This is a genomic window from Bradyrhizobium sp. B124, from assembly GCF_038967635.1.
Taxonomy (GTDB): domain Bacteria; phylum Pseudomonadota; class Alphaproteobacteria; order Rhizobiales; family Xanthobacteraceae; genus Bradyrhizobium.
The window spans coordinates 4,826,088-4,845,489 of sequence record NZ_CP152413.1; the positions used below are offsets into that span (position 1 = coordinate 4,826,088).

The 19,402-nt window shown below is 65.3% G+C and carries 15 protein-coding genes; 11 read left to right on the forward strand and 4 right to left on the reverse strand.

Annotated elements, in window-relative coordinates; genetic code table 11:
- Position 1: 1 nt before the first annotated feature.
- The 5 genes from AAFG13_RS23085 to AAFG13_RS23105 all read left to right on the forward strand — a co-directional run bounded on the left by AAFG13_RS23085 (position 2) and on the right by AAFG13_RS23105 (position 8,657).
- Entirely contained in the window at positions 2-2,056 is a 2,055-nt protein-coding gene (locus AAFG13_RS23085) for a HAMP domain-containing sensor histidine kinase (RefSeq protein ID WP_212317281.1), read from the forward strand.
- The gene (locus AAFG13_RS23090) at positions 2,026-3,774 is read left to right on the forward strand and encodes a DUF3369 domain-containing protein (RefSeq protein WP_212317076.1); all 1,749 of its coding nucleotides are present in this window, start codon (positions 2,026-2,028) and stop codon (positions 3,772-3,774) included. Before AAFG13_RS23085 ends, AAFG13_RS23090 begins: the two co-directional genes overlap by 31 nt.
- On the forward strand, positions 3,771-4,508 hold the full coding sequence (locus AAFG13_RS23095; RefSeq protein WP_212317075.1) for a response regulator: 738 nt from the start codon (positions 3,771-3,773) through the stop codon (positions 4,506-4,508). The genes AAFG13_RS23090 and AAFG13_RS23095 overlap by 4 nt, the downstream gene beginning before the upstream one ends.
- Positions 4,509-4,713: 205 nt before the next feature.
- Positions 4,714-7,764, forward strand: a complete 3,051-nt coding sequence (gene polA / locus AAFG13_RS23100) for a DNA polymerase I (protein ID WP_342708311.1) — start codon at positions 4,714-4,716, stop codon at positions 7,762-7,764.
- Positions 7,765-8,021: 257 nt separating this feature from the next.
- Positions 8,022-8,657: a LysE family translocator gene (locus AAFG13_RS23105; protein ID WP_342708312.1), complete on the forward strand. Its 636-nt coding sequence runs from the start codon at positions 8,022-8,024 to the stop codon at positions 8,655-8,657.
- Positions 8,658-8,815: 158 nt separating this feature from the next.
- On the opposite strand, the gene AAFG13_RS23110 is transcribed toward AAFG13_RS23105, so the two are convergent.
- Entirely contained in the window at positions 8,816-9,442 is a 627-nt protein-coding gene (locus AAFG13_RS23110) for a glutathione binding-like protein (RefSeq protein WP_342708313.1), read from the reverse strand.
- A gap of 202 nt (positions 9,443-9,644) precedes the next feature.
- On the opposite strand from AAFG13_RS23110, the gene pyrE reads away from it, so the two are divergent.
- Entirely contained in the window at positions 9,645-10,208 is a 564-nt protein-coding gene (gene pyrE, locus AAFG13_RS23115; protein ID WP_092122894.1) for an orotate phosphoribosyltransferase, read from the forward strand.
- A 197-nt stretch (positions 10,209-10,405) separates the two neighbouring features.
- Positions 10,406-11,203: a DUF2865 domain-containing protein gene (locus tag AAFG13_RS23120; protein WP_212317067.1), complete on the forward strand. Its 798-nt coding sequence runs from the start codon at positions 10,406-10,408 to the stop codon at positions 11,201-11,203.
- Between the two features lie 18 nt (positions 11,204-11,221).
- Here the strand turns inward: AAFG13_RS23120 and AAFG13_RS23125 are convergent, their stop codons facing one another.
- Positions 11,222-11,653, reverse strand: a complete 432-nt coding sequence (locus AAFG13_RS23125; RefSeq protein ID WP_212317066.1) for a hypothetical protein — start codon at positions 11,651-11,653, stop codon at positions 11,222-11,224.
- Between the two features lie 196 nt (positions 11,654-11,849).
- Here AAFG13_RS23125 and AAFG13_RS23130 point away from each other — a divergent pair, with 196 nt between their 5' ends.
- Positions 11,850-12,143, forward strand: a complete 294-nt coding sequence (locus tag AAFG13_RS23130; protein ID WP_212317064.1) for a GIY-YIG nuclease family protein — start codon at positions 11,850-11,852, stop codon at positions 12,141-12,143.
- Positions 12,144-12,421: 278 nt separating this feature from the next.
- Here AAFG13_RS23130 and AAFG13_RS23135 read toward each other — a convergent pair whose 3' ends face one another.
- The gene (locus AAFG13_RS23135) at positions 12,422-12,655 is read right to left on the reverse strand and encodes a hypothetical protein (RefSeq protein ID WP_342708314.1); all 234 of its coding nucleotides are present in this window, start codon (positions 12,653-12,655) and stop codon (positions 12,422-12,424) included.
- A gap of 245 nt (positions 12,656-12,900) precedes the next feature.
- On the opposite strand from AAFG13_RS23135, the gene AAFG13_RS23140 reads away from it, so the two are divergent.
- The 3 genes from AAFG13_RS23140 to rocF all read left to right on the forward strand — a co-directional run bounded on the left by AAFG13_RS23140 (position 12,901) and on the right by rocF (position 17,503).
- Complete coding sequence (locus AAFG13_RS23140; RefSeq protein ID WP_212317060.1) at positions 12,901-15,411, forward strand: glycogen/starch/alpha-glucan phosphorylase; 2,511 nt, start codon at positions 12,901-12,903, stop codon at positions 15,409-15,411.
- 187 nt (positions 15,412-15,598) lie between these two features.
- Positions 15,599-16,417, forward strand: coding sequence for a thioesterase family protein (locus AAFG13_RS23145; RefSeq protein WP_342708315.1), 819 nt, complete (start codon positions 15,599-15,601; stop codon positions 16,415-16,417).
- 108 nt (positions 16,418-16,525) lie between these two features.
- Positions 16,526-17,503, forward strand: coding sequence for an arginase (rocF, locus tag AAFG13_RS23150; protein ID WP_342708316.1), 978 nt, complete (start codon positions 16,526-16,528; stop codon positions 17,501-17,503).
- Between the two features lie 227 nt (positions 17,504-17,730).
- Here rocF and AAFG13_RS23155 read toward each other — a convergent pair whose 3' ends face one another.
- Positions 17,731-19,347 carry a phosphoenolpyruvate carboxykinase gene (locus tag AAFG13_RS23155; protein WP_212317056.1) on the reverse strand — a complete coding sequence of 539 codons (1,617 nt, stop codon included), beginning with the start codon at positions 19,345-19,347 and terminating at the stop codon, positions 17,731-17,733.
- Positions 19,348-19,402: the final 55 nt, after the last annotated feature.

A 19,402-nucleotide genomic window follows, 5' to 3' on the forward strand; every position in this document is an offset into this window, starting at 1 on the left:
GATGCGACGGCGGGCGGCGTTTGGGCCGCAGGGCCGTTTCCGCATCGTCCAGTTGCTGCGTGCGGTGCCGATCCGCTGGCGCATTCTTTCGATCGCGCTGCTCAACTCCGCCGTCGTGATCGTGCTCGCGGTGCTGATCTGGAACGGCTCGAAGGTGCTCGGCTCGGCCTGGGACGATGTCCGCCAGGTCCGGGAATCCGACAAGATCTTGGCCAAGCTCGAGAGCGAGACCAGCCGTCTGCAGAACCTGATCCATCGCTACATCAACCAGCCGAGCCCGGACCTGTTCGCGGAAATCCTGCTGCTGCGCGAGGCCGTGCTCGGCACGCTGACCAACCGGGCCTCGACCGATCCGATGCTGTCGGGCTCGGTCGAGCAGCTGGAGCGCGTCACCAGCCGCTTCCTCGACGGCTTCGGTGAATTGCGCACCGTGCAGACCACGATCTCCAAGACCTATGACGAAGAGGTGCTGACGCCGACCAGGGACATGGCCGGGCTCTATTCGATCATCGAGGGCGCCACCGGCCATCGCGACGCACTGATCTGGCCCGCGCTCGGCAAGTCACGCGAAGCCTTCACCTCGCTCTTGGTCGCCGCCAACGCCTACTACCTCTCGCTGGCCTCCTCGTCGGCCGAGGAAGCCCGCCGCAACATCGATACGATCGAGAAGACGATCCCCGTCATGACCGATCTGGCCGAGAACGATCTGCAGCGCATGGCGCTGGCGCGGCTCAAGGTCAAGACCGCCGAGCTGCGCGACGGGCTCGGCAAGCTCAGCGAACAGCTCACCAACCGCACCGATCTGTTGCGCAACTCGATCGACGCCAGCCAGGCCGACGCGATCGGCGCGATCGACGATCTCTCGGTGAAGATGCGCCAGCGCGAGCAGAAGGCGCAGGAGACGTTCGACAAGACGCTGACGTCGATCTCGCGCCGGGTGCTGTCGATCGCCGTGATCTTCCTCGGCGTCATCATGTCGGCCGGCGTCATGATCGCATTGTCGATCCGGCTGCCGCTGGCGCAGATCATGGCCGCGATGCGCACCATCACCTCGGGCGACCTCGACCGGCCGGTGCAGGGTACCTCGGCCAAGGACGAGGTCGGCGCGATGGCGCGTGCGGTCGAGGTATTCCGCGAAAACGCGATCGCCAAGCGCAAGACCGAGGACGAGCTGCGCACCGCCAAGGAGAAGGCCGAGAGCGCGCTGCTCGAGCTCAACGCCGCCCAGCAGAACCTGATCGATGCCGAGCGCCTCGCCGCACTCGGCGGCCTCGTCGCGGGCGTCGCCCACGAAGTGAACAACCCGATCGGCATCAGCCTGACGGTCGCCTCGAGCTTTGCCCGCCGCAGCGAGATGTTCGAGAACGACCTGAAGACCGAGCCACTGCGCCGCTCCAAGCTCGACGAATTCGTGCGCGCCTCGCGTGACGCATCGCAGCAACTGGTCTCGAATCTGCAGCGCGCCGGCGAACTGATCCAGTCGTTCAAGCAGGTCGCCGTCGATCGTTCGCATGCCGAACGCCGCCAGTTCGCCTTGAGCGAAGCGACCGACCAGATCGTGGCGAGCCTGCGGCCGGTGCTGAAGAAGGCGGCGATCGCGCTGTCCGTCGACGTGCCCGATGGGCTCCTGATCGACGGCTATCCCGGCGCCTATGGCCAGATCTTAACCAATCTTTTCCTCAATGCCGTCAATCATGCCTTCGCCAACGGCCGCTCCGGCAACATCACGATCTCGGCGCGCGGTCGCGGCACTGATGATGTCGAGATCATCTTCGCGGACGACGGGGCCGGCATGACGCCGGATGTGCAGCGACAGGCGTTCGACCCGTTCTTTACGACGCGACGCAACGAAGGTGGTACGGGCCTCGGCCTTCATATCGTCTATAACCTCGTCACCCAGCAGCTCGGCGGACGCATGATGCTGGAGTCAAGGGTAGGACAAGGCACCACTTTTCGCATTATCATGCCCAGGATCGCCAAGGGCGAGCCCACGATCACTGACGCAGCAGCCGACGGAACCAGTCAATGGCCGAACAGGACGATGTCCTCCAACTGATCGACGACACCGAGAGCCCCCCGGAGGACTCGCCGGTACGGAAATGGAAGATCGCCGTGATCGACGACGATCACGCCGTCCACGAAGGCACCCGCTTTGCGCTCAGCGACTACAACCTGAACGGCGCGACGCTGGAGATCCTGTCGGCCTACTCTGCGGCCGAAGGCCGCACGGTGATGCGGGACAATCCTGACATCGCAGCCGTGCTGCTCGACGTCATCATGGAGACCGACGTCGCCGGGCTCGAGCTCGTCGAATACATCCGCAACGAGATCAAGAACGAGACCGTCCGCATCATCCTGCGTACCGGCCAGCCCGGCCAGGCGCCGGAGCGGCGCGTCATCGTGCAATACGACATCAACGACTACAAGGCGAAGACCGAGCTCACCGCCGACAAGCTGTTCACCTCGCTGACCGCCGCGCTGCGCAGCTACCAGCAGCTCGAGCGCATGGTGCAGACAAGGCGCGGGCTCGAGATCATCATCGACGCGGCCTCGACGCTGTACGACTTCAAGTCGATGCAGCGGCTGGCCGAGGGCGTGCTAACGCAGCTCGCCTCGCTGCTCAATGTCGATTGCGCCGGCATTCTGGTGCTGCGCGACGACGGTAACGCGGCCGCCGCCGATTTCTCGGTGCTGGCCTGCTCGGGCTGCTACAGCCGCTTCATCGGCACGACGTCCTCGAAGGCGCTCGATCCCGACCTGCGGCATATGGTGGAGGAAGCATTCCAGCGCCGCAAGAACGAGTTCGCCGACCACCGCAGCGTGCTCTATTCGCGCACCGGCAGCGGCCGCGAGGTCGTGGTGCTGCTGCAGGCCGAGCGCCAGCTCTCCGACACCGACCGTGCGCTGGTCGAGATCTTCTCGAGCCGGCTGTCGATCGCGTTCGACAACGTGATCCTCTACCAGCAGCTTCAAGAGGCCAACACCCAGCTCGAGGACCGCGTCGCGCAGCGCACCCGCGCGCTGATGCAGGCCAACCGGCGGCTGTCGGCGCAATGGCTGCGGCTGCAGCGCGCCAACGGCTTCAAGAACGAGATCCTCGGCACCGTCGCCCACGATCTGAAGAATCCGCTCGGCGTGATCCTCGGCCGCACCGAGATGCTGACCGAATTGATCGGCGCCAGCTCGCCGAAGGAAAACGTCACCGCCCAGGTCGAGCACATCAGGGACGCCACCAAGCGGCTGACCTCGATGGTCGACCATTTGATCTCGGATGCGATGGCCGACGCCTTCGACATCACCATCCGCCGCGAGCCGGTCGACGTCGCGGCCCTCGTCAACGAAGTCACCGAGGCCAATTTGCCCTCGGCCGTCAACAAGCAGCAGCGCATCTCGGTCTCGGGGCCGCAGCACTTCGTCACGATGTGCGATGGCGACCGGATCCGCGAGGCGATCGACAACCTCGTCAGCAACGCCATCAAGTACTCGCCGATCGGCGGCAAGATCACGGTCACGGTCAGCCATGAAGGCGACGACACGGTGATCCGGATCGCCGACCAGGGCCCCGGCCTCAGCCCCGAGGATCTCGGCCGGCTGTTCGGCCGGTTCCAGCGGCTGTCGGCCAAGCCGACCGCGGGCGAAAGCTCGACCGGCCTCGGCCTTTCCATCGTCAAGCGCATTATCGACATGCATGGCGGCCATGTGACCGCACAGAGCCCGGGCCCCGGACAGGGGTCGACCTTTACGGTTACACTGCCGGCGACAGAGACATCATGAACCAGAACCCGCATATCTTCATCGTCGACGATGAGGCGCCGGCCCGCGAGATGGTCGGCGATTACCTCAAGATGCACGGCTTCGGCGTGACGCTGTGCGATGGCGGCAAGAGCCTGCGCAAGGAGATCGAGAGCAGCACGCCCGATCTCGTGGTGCTGGACCTCAACATGCCCGAGGAGGATGGTCTGTCGATCATTCGCGACCTCAAGAGCAAGATCAACGTCCCCGTCATCATGCTGACAGCTACTGCCAGCCCGATCGACCGCGTGGTCGGGCTCGAGCTCGGCGCCGACGATTACGTGGCAAAGCCCTGCGAATTGCGCGAGCTGATGGCGCGCATCCGCTCGGTGCTGCGGCGGAGCGGGCCCGCCAAGACTGCCGCGCCGGAATCGGCGACCGCCAAGGCCGAAAAGGAGCAGCTGGTGCGGTTCGGCACCAAATGGCTCGATCTCGAGGCCCAGGCGCTGCGCGACGACGAGGGCAATGAGCACCCGCTGACGGCGTCCGAATTCGGCCTGCTGAAGGTGTTCGCGGCCAATCCGAAGCGCGTGCTGTCGCGCGAACGGCTGCTGGAACTGGCCAATGCGCGCGATGCGGAAGCCTTCGACCGCGCCGTCGACCTGCGCATCATGCGCATCCGCCGCAAGATCGAATTCGACCCGACCAAGCCGTCGGTGATCCGGACCATCCGCGGCGGCGGCTATCTGTTCTCGCCGACCGGGGATAAGGCTTAGTTTTCTCGACGTCGTCCTGGCGAAAGCCAGGACCCATAACCACGAATGCCCCAGTTGGGCGAAGCTGGGCCCCAGCGAATCCCAGCAACACATATTTGGGGTAATGGGTCCTGGCTTTCGCCAGGACGACAAATCGTTGTGTGGCACGGGCGGATTCAGCGACACTAAGGCTGTCAATCCGCGCAAAAATCCCTAAGTTTCGGCCATGCCGAAAACAGCCTCCCAAGACCCCGCCAAGCCCGCCCCGAAGACCGCAGCCAAGCCCGTCGCCGCCAAGCCTGCGGCGAAGGGCGACCACGTCTTCCTGGTCGACGGTTCGGGCTACATCTTCCGCGCCTATCACGCGCTGCCGCCGCTGAACCGCAAGTCCGACGGGCTGCAGGTCAATGCCGTGCTCGGCTTCTGCAACATGCTGTGGAAGCTCTTGCGCGACATGCCGGAGGACAACCGGCCGACCCATCTGGCGATCGTGTTCGACAAGTCGGAGATCACGTTTCGCAACAAGCTCTATCCCGACTACAAGGCGCACCGGCCGCCGGCGCCTGACGATCTGATCCCGCAATTCGCGCTGATCCGCGAGGCGGTGCGCGCCTTCGAGCTGCCCTGCCTCGAGCAGGCCGGCTTCGAGGCCGACGATCTGATCGCGACGTATGCGCGGCTCGCCACCGAGCGCGGCGCGACCACGACGATCGTGTCATCGGACAAGGATCTGATGCAGCTCGTCAACGACAAGGTCGTGATGTACGACACGATGAAGGATCGCCGCATCGGCCGCGACGAGGTGATCGAGAAATTCGGCGTGCCGCCCGAAAAGGTGGTCGAGGTGCAGGCGCTGGCCGGCGATTCCACCGACAACGTGCCCGGCGTACCCGGCATCGGCATCAAGACCGCCGCGCAGCTGATCATCGAGTATGGCGATCTCGATCAGCTGCTGTTCCGCGCCGGCGAGATCAAGCAGCCGAAGCGCCGCGAGGCGCTGCTCGAGAACGCCGAGAAGGCCCGCATCTCGCGCCAGCTCGTGCTGCTCGACGACAAGGTCGAGCTCGAGGTGCCGCTCGACGACCTCGCGGTGCACGAGCCCGACTCGCGCCGGCTGGTCGCCTTCCTCAAGGCGATGGAGTTCTCCACCCTCACCCGCCGCGTCGCCGACTATGCGCAGATCGACCCCGCCGATGTCGATGCCGATCCCGGCAACAAGAGCGGTGCCAGCGTGTTCTCGCCGCTGCCGCCGTCGGACGTGACGCCCGCGCCGGGAGACGCACCGTCAGCCGCCGCGCCGGCAGGTTCGCCAACGAGGGAGCGCGCCAAGCCGACCGGCGCACGCGACGACAAGAACTCCAGCCTGAAGGGCACGCCGGCAACGCTGGCCGAGGCCCGCGGCGAAGCGATCCGCAAGACCGGCTTCGATCGCAAGGGCTACCAGGCGATCGGCAGTCTCGATCAGCTCAACGCCTTTGTCGCGCGCGCCCACGACACCGGCTACATCGCGATCGAGGCGATGTCGGAATCGATCGACCCGATGCAGGCCGAGTTGTCGGGACTGGCGCTCGCCGTTGCGCCTAACGATGCCTGCTACATCCCGCTCAGCCATCGGCAGGCCGGTGGCGGCGCCGGGCTGTTCGATGCGGGCCTTGCGCCCGGCCAGATCAAGACCGCCGATGCACTGAAGGCCTTGAGGCCGCTGCTGGAGTCCGCAGGCGTCCAGAAGGTCGGCTTCAACGTCAAGTTCACCTCGGTGACGCTGGCGCAACACGGCGTCACGCTGCGCAACATCGATGACGCCCAGCTGATGTCCTACGCGCTCGATGCCGGCCGCGGCTCGCACGCGCTGGAGGCGCTCGCCGAGCGCTGGTTCGGCCATGCCGTCGTCAGCTACGGCGGCCTCGTCGGCAGCGGCAAGGGCAAGCTGACCTTCGATCAGGTCACGATCGACAAGGCCACCGAATATGCGGCCGAAAGCGCCGACCTGATCCTGCGGCTGTGGCGGGTGCTGAAGCCCCGCCTCGTCGCCGAGCGGATGACGACGGTCTACGAGACGCTGGAGCGGCCGCTGGTCTCGGTGCTGGCGCGGATGGAGCGCCGCGGCATCTCGATCGACCGCCAGGTGCTGTCGCGGCTGTCGGGCGATTTCGCCCAGACCGCGGCACGCGTCGAGGCCGAGATCCAGCAGATCGCCGGCGAGCCGGTCAATGTCGGCAGCCCGAAGCAGATCGGCGACATCCTCTTCGGCAAGATGGGATTGCCCGGTGGCACCAAGACCAAGACCGGCGCCTGGTCGACCACCGCGCAGGTGCTCGACGACCTCGCCGAGCAGGGCCACGAATTCCCCAGGAAGATCCTGGAGTGGCGCCAGGTCTCGAAGCTGAAATCGACCTACACCGACGCGCTGCCGACCTACGTCAACCCGCAGACCCATCGCGTGCACACCACCTACGCGCTGGCTGCGACCACCACGGGCCGGCTGTCGTCGAACGAGCCGAACTTGCAGAACATCCCGGTTCGTACCGAGGACGGCCGCAAGATTCGCCGCGCCTTCATCGCGACACCCGGCCACAAGCTGGTGTCGGCCGACTACTCCCAGATCGAACTGCGGCTGCTCGCCGAGATCGCCGACGTGCCCGTGCTGCGCCAGGCGTTCCGCGACGGGCTCGACATTCACGCCATGACCGCGTCCGAAATGTTCGGCGTGCCGATCAAGGACATGCCGAGCGAGGTGCGCCGCCGCGCCAAGGCGATCAATTTCGGCATCATCTACGGCATCTCGGCGTTCGGCCTCGCCAACCAGCTCGGCATCGCGCGCGAGGAAGCTTCCGCTTACATCAAGAAGTACTTCGAGCGCTTCCCGGGCATCCGCGCCTATATGGACGAGACCAAGGACTTCTGCCGCCGCAACGGCTATGTGACGACGCTGTTCGGCCGCAAGTGCTACTACCCCGACATCAAGGCGTCCAACGCCTCGGTGCGCGCCTTCAACGAACGCGCCTCGATCAACGCGCGCTTGCAGGGCACCGCGGCCGACATCATCCGCCGCGCCATGATCCGGGTCGAGGACGCACTCGCCGAGAAGAAGCTCTCGGCGCAGATGCTGCTGCAGGTGCATGACGAGCTGATCTTCGAGGTGCCCGACAACGAGGTCGCGGCAACGCTGCCGGTGGTCCAGAAGGTGATGCAGGACGCGCCGTTCCCGGCCGTGATCCTGTCGCTGCCGCTGCAGGTCGACGCCCGCGCCGCGAACAACTGGGACGAAGCGCATTAGAATCCACCTCGCCCCGCTTGCGGGGAGAGGTCGGATCGCATGGAGCGACGCGGAATGCGATCCGGGTGAGGGGGGTACAGGTCTAACCACGGCCCTCATACGTGGATAGGCCCCTCACCCCAACCATCTCCCCGCAAGAGCGGGGCGAGGGAGCGCACCATCACCGCTGCCGGCCACATTGCTCCGAGAGCAATTCCAACATGGCCGCGCGGCGGATGACACGCTAGAAGTGCGTGCATCCCCTCGCGAGACCCGTCATGCCCCACACATCCGCGTTGCTCGGCTTTGCGCTCGTCTGCTTCGGCATGGTGCTGACACCAGGGCCGAACATGATGTATCTGATCTCGCGCTCGATCACGCAGGGTCCGGCGGCCGGCATTGTCTCGCTCGGCGGCGTCGCGCTCGGCTTCGTGTTCTACATGCTGTGCGCGGCGTTCGGCATCACCGCGCTGCTGTTTGCGATTCCCTACGCCTATGACGCGCTGCGTTTCGCCGGCGCCGCCTATCTGCTCTGGCTGGCGTGGCAGGCCGTGAGGCCCGGCGGCCGCTCGCCGTTCCAGGTCAAGGCGCTGAAGGTCGACGGCCCGCACAAACTGTTCGCGATGGGCTTCATCACCAACCTGCTCAACCCGAAGATCGCGATGCTTTATCTGGCGCTGCTGCCGCAGTTCATCGATCCCGCCGGCGGCAGCGTGCTGACGCAGTCGCTCGCGCTCGGCTCGATCCAGATCGTGATCAGCGTCAGCGTCAATGCGATGATCGCGCTCGCCGCCGGCTCGATCGCGGTGTTCCTCGGCACCCGCCCGACCTGGCTCCTGGTGCAGCGCTGGCTGATGGGCACGGTGCTCGCGGGGCTCGCGATGAAGATGGCGCTCGAGGCGCGGCGGGCGTGATCTTCTTACCTCGCCCGCCTGCGGGGAGAGGTCGGATCGCATCGTCAGATGCGATCCGGGTGAGGGGGACTCACCGCGAATTCAATTCTCACCGTCCTTGCGGCACCACCCCTCACCCCAACCCTCTCCCCGCAAGAGCGGGGCGAGGGAGAAGAGGCTCAATCCAGCTTCGCCTCCATGCCCCGCTTCGTCGCCGGGCGGGCCATCAGCGTCTCGTACCAGCGCTTGACGTTGGGGAAATCGGCCAGATCGACCTTGTGGCGCGGATGGCGCCAGGCCCAGCCGAGGATGGCGAAATCGGCCACCGACAGATCGCCGGCGACGAAATCGCGGCCATCGAGCCGGCGGTCCAGCACGCCGTAGAGCCGCCGCGTCTCGGCCATGTAGCGCTTCAGGCCGTAGGCGCGGTCCTGCTCGTTCTCCAGCGCGATGAAATGGTGCACCTGGCCCGGCATCGGGCCGAAACCGCCCATCTGCCACATCAGCCACTCATAGACCGGGATCCGCTCGATGAGCGTTTGCGGCAGGAACTTGCCGGTCTTCTCGCCGAGGTAGAGCAGGATCGCGCCGGACTCGAAGATGCTGACCGGCTTGCCGCCGGGACCATCCGGGTCGACGATCGCCGGGATCTTGTTGTTCGGGCTGATTGCGAGGAAGGCGGGCGCCATCTGCTCGCCCTTGCCGATATTCACCGGGATCACCTTGTAGGGCAGCCCCATTTCCTCCAGCGCCACCGAGATCTTGCGGCCGTTAGGCGTGTTCCAGGTGTGCAGCTCGATGGTCATTTCCGCTTCCCTCGCAAGTGTTTGGCACCTGCTTTAGGGGGATTGGAACGACCGTACAACCCGCGCTTTCCGCACGCGGCTGCGCTGAAATGGCGGCGCGGGCACTGTTGACGGCGGGATTTCCCCGCTGGAATGTGCGCCAGACCGCCGATAGATTGCCGGCCGCCTGAAAGCCCCAAAGAACCCCCAAGGGAAAAAGCCTTTGTCCAAATCAGCCTCCCGCGCCCGCCTCGCCGAGATCATCCGCAAGCGCTCGTTCGGCCGCGGCGAGATCACCTTGGCGTCGGGCCGCAAGAGCGATTTCTATTTCAACCTGAAGCCGACGATGCTCGATCCCGAGGGCGCGGCGCTGCTCGCCGAGCTCACCTATGAGGCGCTGAAGGACGACCGGCTCGATTTCGTCGGCGGGCTCGAGATGGGCGCGGTGCCGCTCGCCGGCGCCATCGCGCAGCTGTCATGGCTGAAGGGTCATCCGATCGCCGCCTTCTTCGTGCGCAAGAAGCCGAAGGAGCACGGCGCGCGGCTCGCCGTCGAAGGGCTCGCCAAGGGTGAGAGCCTGGCGGGCAAGCGCATCGTGATCGTCGAGGACGTCACGACGACAGGCGGCTCTGCGCTGAAGGCTGTGGAAGCCGTGCGTGAGGCCGGCGGCGAGATCGCGCTGGTCTTCACCATGGTCGACCGCGAGGAAGGCGCGACCGAGACGTTTGCCGAGGCCGGCTTGCCGTTCCGCGCGCTGTACAAGGCCGGCGAGTTCCTGAAGGACTGACGTTCTTTCGCGGCCGGCTCCCGTCGTCGCGGCTCGCTGGATCGGCCGCGCAGCGTGCGTTTCCTGTGACGCCGTCACTCCCGATCAATCGCTCGTTTACCATCCCGCCTTAAGGTGAATCCGCCGGGGCACCTTGTCGCCGCGGCGAGGCGCGTCGGGTGGAGTTGGCGTTGCGTACAGAGTTGAGTGATCGGCGCATGCGGCGCCGCGTGATGCTTGCCGCCGCTGCCTTTGCGGGTTCCGTCCTGGTCGTGCCCGCTCCCGTCTCGGCCGAAGGGCTGTTCGACTTCTTCTTCGGCGGTTCCCAGAAGCAGCAGAGCCGGCAGGCCCCGCCGCAAGCCAATTTCTTCGCCGATCCGTTCGGCCTCAACCAGCAGCCGGAACGGCAGACGTCCGCACCGGTCTCGGGGACGCGCGTGGCCGGTTCCGGACCGGCATATTGCGTGCGCAGCTGCGACGGCAAGTATTTCCCGCTGACGATGCGCGGCAACGCCACGCCGGCGCAGCTCTGCCAGGCGTTCTGCCCGGCGAGCGCGACCAAGGTCTATTACGGCGGCCATATCGACAGCTCCGCCTCGGCCACCGGTGAGCGCTACGCCGACAGCGAGAACGCGTTCGCCTATCGCAAGGCGCTGCGCGCCGACTGCACCTGCAACGGCCGCGACCCGGCCGGGCTCGCGCCGGTCGACCTCGCGCTCGATGCCTCGCTAAAGGCCGGTGATGTGATCGCAACCACCGACGGCCTCGTCGCTTACACCGGCGTCCGCGTCGGCAACGAGCAGTCCTTCGACTTCACGCCGATCGCCTCCTATCCCGGGTTGACCGCGGCGGTCCGCGCCCGGCTCGGCGAAATGAAGGTCGCTCCCGTCAGCGCCGAGATCGCCAGCGACGCGCCGCTGCCGGAAACCAGCCGCGATGTCGCGCCCTCGACACCATCGTCCGTGGTGCCGAAGGGCCATGCCGCAAAACCTGCCAAGCGGGCCGAGGCGAACTGACGGCTTCGAGCTCGCCACTCAGCGCGCCACGATCACGCCGATCACGTTCGGCGCGGCCATGTATTTCTCCTCGATTGCGGCCCGCGCGGCGGCGCGGTTCTCCGGATTGAGGAGGCCGCGCTTCTCGGCGAGGATCATCCAGCAATAGCCCCACCAGTCGGTCAGCATGCCGTGATCGTCGACGAGGTCGTAACCCTGCTCCCCGGCGAAGATGCGCGCATGCGCCTCATCGAGCGAGTCGAGCCAGGCGTGATCCTCGTTCGAGAACAGCTCGTCGCTGAAATCATCCGTGGTGTAGCCCCAGATCGACATGCAGACCGCATTGAACTCGCGGTCGAGCTGGTCGTCGTCGATCGGCTGGCGCCGCGAGGCCTGGTGCAGCCGCGACAGCGACCGCGCGAAATCGGCAATCCGGGTCAGAGCGAATTGATCAAAGGCGATGGTGGACATGTAGTCCTCGCGGAGACTGAGAGACCATAGATATTGTGTCGGCGCAGGCGCCGAATCACAATGATATATCAAAGACTTGCTAAAGTGTTCTTAATTCGTTCTAGTTGGTTTATGGTCGTCCCTCAGGGCGTCGTCCTGGCGAAGGCCAGGACCCATTACCCCGGATGGTCGCCGTCTTGCGAGCTTGGGCCAAACCATGAGCGCTGCAGGCAGCTACTACGTCTACGTCCTCGCAAGCCGCCATCACGGAACGCTTTACATCGGCGTCACCAACGATGTCAGCGCGCGGCTTGAATTGCATCGTTCGGGCCGAGGCTCCAAGTTCGTCTACAAATACCAGATCTTCCGGCTCGTTCACCTCGAGGAATTCGCCACACCGCAGGAAGCGATCGCCCGCGAAAAGCAGCTGAAGTTCTGGAAGCGCGATTGGAAGATCAAGCTGATTGAAGCGGACAATCCGGATTGGAACGACCTGTCGGGCCTCATCTGACTATTGGGGTAATGGGTCCTGGCTTTCGCCAGGACGACGACGGTGGCAGCAGCGAGCATTATAGCCCCGTCACCTGCGTATGCCGCCCAACAAAGCAATTGGGCCGCTGACTAAGTCAGCGGCCCGTTGAAAATTGCTTCGGAATGAAATGCGTCGGAGCTGGAAAAATGTGCCCGCCCCACGAGCGACAGGTGTGTTTGTAAAGAACTTGTTAAGGCTTGGAAATCCGTATCACTCCGGTGTTCGCGATCGCGCGTGCAGGCCCGCTGCACGGCCACCTAATTCGCGGCGGACAGCAATTTGTCACCGCAGGCATTCGCGTAGAACTTGCCGCCGCATTGCCGCTTGATGGCGGCACAGCGCGCGGCCGGCGAGGCGTTCTGCGCCACGCTGAAGCTGCAGCTCAGGCCGTCGGCGCTGCGGCCCGGCTTGCCCGCTGCATAGGCTGCGCTGGTCGCCGTGATGCACACCATGAGCAACGCCGCGGCCGCGATCTCGATCAGGAGTCTCATCACGCATCCTCCGCCAGATTGTCGCAAAATCCCGGCTTTCACGGCCGATCGTAACACCGGCGACGACGGTTCCGAAGGCCCCTGAATCGGCCCGGTCCTTGCATAAAATATCGGCAGCGCTAGGCACGGCAACGCTTCGGGCGGTTTCGGTTGCCATGCAACGCGCGTATCATCGACTTGGGGCATGATCCGGACAATATGATCGCATCATGATCCGGAAGTCTGAACGGCAGGGATTGAGCGCTTTGCACGAACAAACACACTACCCGGCATTGAACCAGCCGATCGACGAGCTGGCGCTCACCGAGATCAAGGGCGCGATCCTCGCCAAGCTCCGGCTGGCGATCGGCAAGGACGCCACCGTTGCGACCAGGCGCGACTGGTACAAGGCGGCGGCGCTGGCGCTGCGCGACCGCATCGTGCACCACTGGCTGACGGCCGAGAAGCAGACCTACGACGCCGGCTCCAAGCGCGTCTATTATCTCTCGCTCGAATTCCTGATCGGCCGCCTGTTCACCGACGCGCTGAACAATATGGGATTGCTGCCGCTGTTCGAGGCCGCGCTCGGCGACCTCGGCGTCGATCTCTCGGACCTGCGCAAATGCGAACCGGACGCGGCGCTCGGCAATGGCGGCCTCGGACGGCTCGCGGCCTGCTTCATGGAGAGCATGGCGACGCTGGCGATCCCCGCGACCGGCTACGGCATCCGCTACGATTTCGGCCTGTTCCGCCAGATCATGAACCAGGGCTGGCAGCAGGAATATCCCGACGAGTGGCTCGCCTTCGGCAACCCCTGGGAATTCCAGCGGCCGGAGGTGGTCTACAACGTCCACTTCGGCGGCCATGTCGAGCATGTCGACGACCGCGGCCGCGATCGCGCCACCTGGCATCCGGCGGAAACCGTCGAGGCGATGGCCTACGACACGCCGATCGTCGGCTGGCGCGGCCAGCACGTCAATGCGCTTCGCCTCTGGTCGGCGCACGCCCCCGACCCGCTCCAGCTCGACGTCTTCAACACCGGCGACTACGTCTCGGCGAGCGCCGAGCAGGCGCGCGCGGAAGCGATCTGCAAATTCCTCTATCCGAACGACGAGAGCGCGGCGGGCCGCGAGCTCCGGCTGCGCCAGGAATATTTCTTCGTCTCGGCCTCGCTGCAGGATCTCGTGAAGCGGCATCTCGCCTCCGACGGCGGCCTGCGCAACCTCGCGCAGAAGGCGGCCGTGCAGCTCAACGACACCCATCCGAGCCTTGCGGTCACCGAGCTGATGCGCATCCTGGTCGACCTGCACAATTTCCGCTGGGACGAGGCCTGGAAGATCACCGTCGCCACCCTGTCCTACACCAATCACACCCTGCTGCCGGAAGCGCTCGAGACCTGGCCGGTCGAATTGTTCGAGCGGCTCTTGCCGCGGCATCTCGAGATCATCTACCGCATCAACGTGGCCCATCTCGCGCTCGCCGAGGAGCGCTTCCCCGGCGACATCGAATACCGCGCCTCGGTCTCGCTGATCGACGAGCGCAGCGGCCGCCGCGTGCGGATGGGCCAGCTCGCCTTCGTCGGCTCGCACCGCATCAACGGCGTCTCCGCGATGCATTCCGACCTGATGAAGGAGACCGTGTTCCACGACCTCCATCATCTCTATCCGTCGCGCATCACCAACAAGACCAACGGCATCACCTTCCGCCGCTGGCTGATGCTGGCCAACCCGCGGCTGACCGCGCTGCTGCGCGAGACCTGCGGCGAGGCCGTGCTCGACGACTTCTCGCTGCTCGAGCGGCTCGAGCCCCACTCGAGCGACCTGGAATTCCAGAAGCGCTTCCGCGACGTCAAGCATCACAACAAGCTGGCGCTGGCGCGGCTGATCGGCGAGCGCAACCACATCAAGGTCGACCCGTCGGCGCTGTTCGACGTGCAGATCAAGCGCATCCACGAATACAAGCGGCAGCTGCTCAACATCCTGGAAACGATCGCGCTGTATCACGCGATGAAGGATGATCCGGCGGCGAACTGGGTGCCGCGCGTAAAAATCTTCGCGGGCAAGGCGGCGGCGAGCTACCGCTACGCCAAGCTGATCATCAAGCTGATCAGCGACGTCGCCGAAATCGTCAACAACGACGCCTCGCTCGGCGGCAGGCTCAAGGTCGCCTTCCTCGCCGACTACAATGTCAGCCTCGCCGAGGTGATCATCCCCGCCGCCGATCTCTCCGAGCAGATCTCGACCGCCGGCATGGAGGCCTCGGGCACCGGCAACATGAAGCTCGCGCTGAACGGCGCGCTGACCATCGGCACGCTCGACGGCGCCAATATCGAAATCCGCGACAATGTCGGCGAGGAGAACATCGCGATCTTCGGCCTCGAGGCCGGCGACGTCATGGTCCGCCGCAAGCAGGGGCTCGATGCCAGCGACGTGATCGGCAAATCGCCGCGGCTCGAGCGCGCAATCCGCGCCATCGAGAGCGGCGAGTTCTCGCCGGGCGATGCCGCGCGCTTCGCCTCGATCGGGCACGCGCTGCGCTACCTCGATCACTACATGGTCTCGGCCGATTTCGATTCCTACTACGACGCGCAGCGCGGCATCGACGCGCGCTGGCAGGTGCCCCCGGCCTGGACCCGCGCCTCGATCCTCAACGTGGCGCGCATGGCATGGTTCTCCTCCGACCGCACCATCCGCGAATATGCCGAGGACATCTGGCACGTGCCGGTGCATCCGAGCGCCTCGCCGCAGCTCGACAACCAGCGCGAGGCGAAGGGGTAATCCCGGGATGCGGAAATCGATTACGTCCGACATCATTGAATCCGGCACGATAGCCCGCGATATAGTCAGTGAACTTCACGCAGTCATTGCGAGCGAAGCGAAGCAATCCATCGCGCGGCTATGCGGATCGATGGATTGCTTCGTCGCTTCGCTCCTCGCAATGACGAGCAAGTATTCAAGGTAATTCATGCTCACCAAGGCTCCGCACCTTTTCGATGAAGCCACCGCTGTGACTGCCGGCGACAGCCGCTGGCAGGGACGAACCAGCCCGGATTACTGGGCGTTCGTCGGCCCGTTCGGCGGCTGCACCGCCGCGACGATCCTGCGCGCCCTGATGCAGCATCCGCAGCGCGCGGGCGATCCGCTGGCGCTGACGGTCAATTACTGCGCGCCGGTCGCCGAGGGCGTGTTCGATCTCGATGTCCGCCTAGTCCGGGCCAACCGCTCGAGCCAGCACTGGTCGATCGAGATGACGCAAGGCGGCGGCGAGGTCACGACCTTGGCGACTGCGGTGTTTGCCGAGCGCCGCCCGTCCTGGTCGCACCAGCCCGCCGAGTTTCCCGGCGCGGTGCCGTTCGAAGAGCTGCGGCCCTATCCGAAGCTCGCGATGACCTGGGCCAACCAGTATGATTTCCGCTTCGCCGAGGGCGAACCGAAGCTCGGCGGCGGTGCCGCCAAGCAGCCGTCGAGCCCCTATTCAAAACTCTGGATCGCCGACCGCGTGCCGCGCAAGCTCGATGCGCTGTCGCTGATGTCGATGTCGGACGCGTTCTTCGGCCGCGTGTTCCACGCGCGGCACGAGCTGGTGCCGTTCGGCACGGTGTCACTGACGACCTATTTCCACGTCGATGCCGCCGACATGGATGCCGAGGATAGCACCCGCGTGCTCGCCACCGCCGACGCCAAGATCTTCCACAAGAGCTACGGCGACCAGCACGGCGAATTGTGGTCGCCGTCCGGCCGCCTGCTCGCCACCACGACGCAGATCGCCTATTTCAAGGCGTAAGCACCACCCGACTATCCACATGGCCGGATTGGACCGGGTTGCCTATTTCAAGGGTTGAGGGAACATTGGCGCGTCGCTTCTGTTCCACGCCTTTGGGAGCCTTGCCGCATGTCCGAAGCCGACAATTCCAGACCCTCGCGCATCGCCTTGCTTGGCGTTCCCATCGAGATCGGCGCGTCGCAGCCCGGTCCGCTGATGGGCCCGGACGCGCTGCGCACCGCGGGCATCGCGCGCCTGCTCGAGCAGCTCGACTTCCGGGTTGACGACCACGGCAACCTTGCGATCCCGGCCGTGGTCGCCGACGGCCCCGCGCCGGCGAATACCAAATTCTACGACGAGGTGAAGACCTGGACCCGCGCGCTCGCCGAGCGCGCCTACTGGCTGGCGCATTCCGGCGCGATCCCGATCTTCATGGGCGGCGATCACTCACTGTCGATGGGGTCGATCAACGGCGTCGCGCGCTACTGGCAGGAAAAGGGCCGGCCGCTGTTTGCGCTGTGGGTCGACGCGCATGCCGACTACAACACGCCGGCCACCACCATCACCGGCAACATGCACGGCATGTCGGCGGCCTTCCTGTGCGGCGAGCCCGGCCTCGACGACCTGCTCGGCGGACTGCCGCGCGCCTCGATCCCGCCGGATCAGCTCGATCTGATCGGCACCCGCTCGGTCGATCCGCTGGAGCGCAAGCTGCTGCGGCAGCGCAACGTCTCGATATCAGACATGCGCCAGATCGACGAGTTCGGCGTCGCCGTGCTGACCCGCCGCGTCGTCGAGCGCGTCAGGGCGAAGAACGGCGTGCTGCATGTCTCGTTCGACGTCGACTTCCTCGATCCGGAAGTCGCGCCCGGGGTCGGCACCACCGTGCCGGGCGGCGCGACTTATCGGGAAGCCCATCTCATCATGGAGCTGCTGCACGATTCCGGACTGGTGCGCTCGCTCGATATCGTCGAGCTCAATCCGTTCCTCGACGAACGTGGCCGCACCGCGCGCGTCGCGGTCGAATTGATCGGCAGCCTGTTCGGCCTGCAGATCACCGATCGGCAGACGCCGAGCAACGCCGTGCTGCCGGAGCTGGGGGAATAGCGAATAGCGAAGCGTACTCCCCCGCCCCGTCATCCTGAGGTGCGAGCGGAGCGAGCCTCGAAGGATGCACGGCCCGGCTGGTGGCCGTCGACCCTTCGAGACGGCCGCTTCGCGGCCTCCTCAGGGTGACGGATTGAGGGAGTGTCGCGCGGATAGAGGAAGCGAGACCGCAACAAAAAAGGCGGCCACGAGGGCCGCCTTATCAAATCGCGTATCGCTTGCGCGAACTACTCCGCCGCGAGCTTCACTTCCGGGGCGGCGGCGCGGACTTCGGCGTCGACCTGTGCTTCGAACTTGGCGAAGTTCTTCTGGAACATGCCGACCAGCGCACGCGCGGTCTTGTCGAACTCGACCTTGTCGGCCCAAGTCTTGATCGGATCGAGGATGTGCGGCTCGACGCCCGGCAGCGAGGTCGGCACCGCGAAGCCGAAATACTTGTCGGTGCGGAAATCGGCGTTGCGGAGCGAGCCGTTCAGCGCGGCGGTCAGCAGCGCGCGGGTCACCTTGATCGGCATACGGCGGCCGGTGCCGTACTTGCCGCCGGTCCAGCCGGTGTTGACCAGCCAGCAATCGACATTGTGCTTGGCGATCAATTCGCGCAGCAGATTGCCGTAGACCGACGGATCGCGCGGCAGGAACGGCGAACCGAAGCAGGTCGAGAACTCCGGCTGCGGCTCGTTGCCGAGACCGCGCTCGGTGCCGGCGACCTTCGCGGTGTAGCCGGACAGGAAGTGATACATCGCCTGTGCCGGCGTCAGCTTGGCGATCGGCGGCATCACGCCGAAGGCGTCGGCGGCGAGCATCACCACGTTCTTCGGGTGCGGCGCGCAGCCAGTGCGCGAAGCGTTCGGAATGAAATCGAGCGGATAGGCCGAGCGGGTGTTCTCGGTCTTCGAGCCGTCGTCGAAATCGGGCACGCGATCATTGGCGCCGAGCACGACGTTTTCCAGCACCGCGCCGAAGCGCTTGCTGGCGGCATAGATTTCCGGCTCGGCTTCGCCGGACAGCTTGATGCACTTGGCGTAGCAGCCGCCTTCGAAATTGAAGACGCCGTCCTCGCTCCAGCCATGCTCGTCATCGCCGATCAGCGTGCGCTTGGGATCGGCCGAGAGCGTGGTCTTGCCGGTGCCGGACAGGCCGAAGAAGATCGCGGTGTCGCCGTCGGGGCCGACATTGGCCGAGCAGTGCATCGGCATCACGCCCTTCTCGGGCAGGTAATAGTTCAGCGTGGTGAACACGCTCTTCTTCATCTCGCCGGCATATTGCGAGCCGCCGATTAGGACGATCTTGCGGGCGAAATCGATCGCGACGACGTTCTCAGACTTGCAGCCGTGACGTTTCGGATCGGCGCGGAAGCTCGGCAGATCGATAATCGTGAGTTCGGGCACGAAGCTCGCGAGCTCCGACGCCTCGGGGCGAATGAGCAGCGTGCGGATGAACAGCGAGTGCCATGCGAGCTCGGTGAAGACGCGCGTCGTGATGCGATGCTTCGGATCGGCGCCGCCATAGAGATCCTGCGCAAACAGCGTCATGCCTTCGGCATGCTTGAGGAAGTCGGCATGGAGCGTGGCGAACTGCTCCGAGGTGATCGACTGGTTGCCGGCCCACCACATGTTCTTGTCGGTGAGATCATCGCGGACCGTGAACTTGTCCTTCGGGCTGCGGCCGGTGAACACGCCGGTATCCGCGCAAAGCGCGCCATCGGCCGAGAGCACCGCTTCGCCTGATCGCAACGAGTGCTCGTAAAGCTGCGGCGCGCCATAGTTCCAATGCACGCCCTTGAGATTTTTTAAGCCGAATTTGTCGGCGCCGAAGGCACCGTTATGCACGCCCGTCTCTTGCACGAAGAACCTCCTCGAACCCGCGTATCCTTGTTCGCGCGAACATCGCTAGTCGCGC

Coding starts and splice junctions, on each gene's coding strand:
- AAFG13_RS23125 (WP_212317066.1), bottom strand. CDS start 11,653: ATGTCCACCATCGCCTTTGATCAATTCGCTCTGACCCGGATTGCCGAT.
- AAFG13_RS23120 (WP_212317067.1), top strand. CDS start 10,406: ATGCGGCGCCGCGTGATGCTTGCCGCCGCTGCCTTTGCGGGTTCCGTC.
- polA (WP_342708311.1), top strand. CDS start 4,714: ATGCCGAAAACAGCCTCCCAAGACCCCGCCAAGCCCGCCCCGAAGACC.
- AAFG13_RS23145 (WP_342708315.1), top strand. CDS start 15,599: ATGCTCACCAAGGCTCCGCACCTTTTCGATGAAGCCACCGCTGTGACT.
- AAFG13_RS23090 (WP_212317076.1), top strand. CDS start 2,026: ATGGCCGAACAGGACGATGTCCTCCAACTGATCGACGACACCGAGAGC.
- AAFG13_RS23110 (WP_342708313.1), bottom strand. CDS start 9,442: ATGACCATCGAGCTGCACACCTGGAACACGCCTAACGGCCGCAAGATC.
- AAFG13_RS23095 (WP_212317075.1), top strand. CDS start 3,771: ATGAACCAGAACCCGCATATCTTCATCGTCGACGATGAGGCGCCGGCC.
- AAFG13_RS23130 (WP_212317064.1), top strand. CDS start 11,850: ATGAGCGCTGCAGGCAGCTACTACGTCTACGTCCTCGCAAGCCGCCAT.
- AAFG13_RS23085 (WP_212317281.1), top strand. CDS start 2: ATGCGACGGCGGGCGGCGTTTGGGCCGCAGGGCCGTTTCCGCATCGTC.
- rocF (WP_342708316.1), top strand. CDS start 16,526: ATGTCCGAAGCCGACAATTCCAGACCCTCGCGCATCGCCTTGCTTGGC.
- AAFG13_RS23135 (WP_342708314.1), bottom strand. CDS start 12,655: ATGAGACTCCTGATCGAGATCGCGGCCGCGGCGTTGCTCATGGTGTGC.
- AAFG13_RS23105 (WP_342708312.1), top strand. CDS start 8,022: ATGCCCCACACATCCGCGTTGCTCGGCTTTGCGCTCGTCTGCTTCGGC.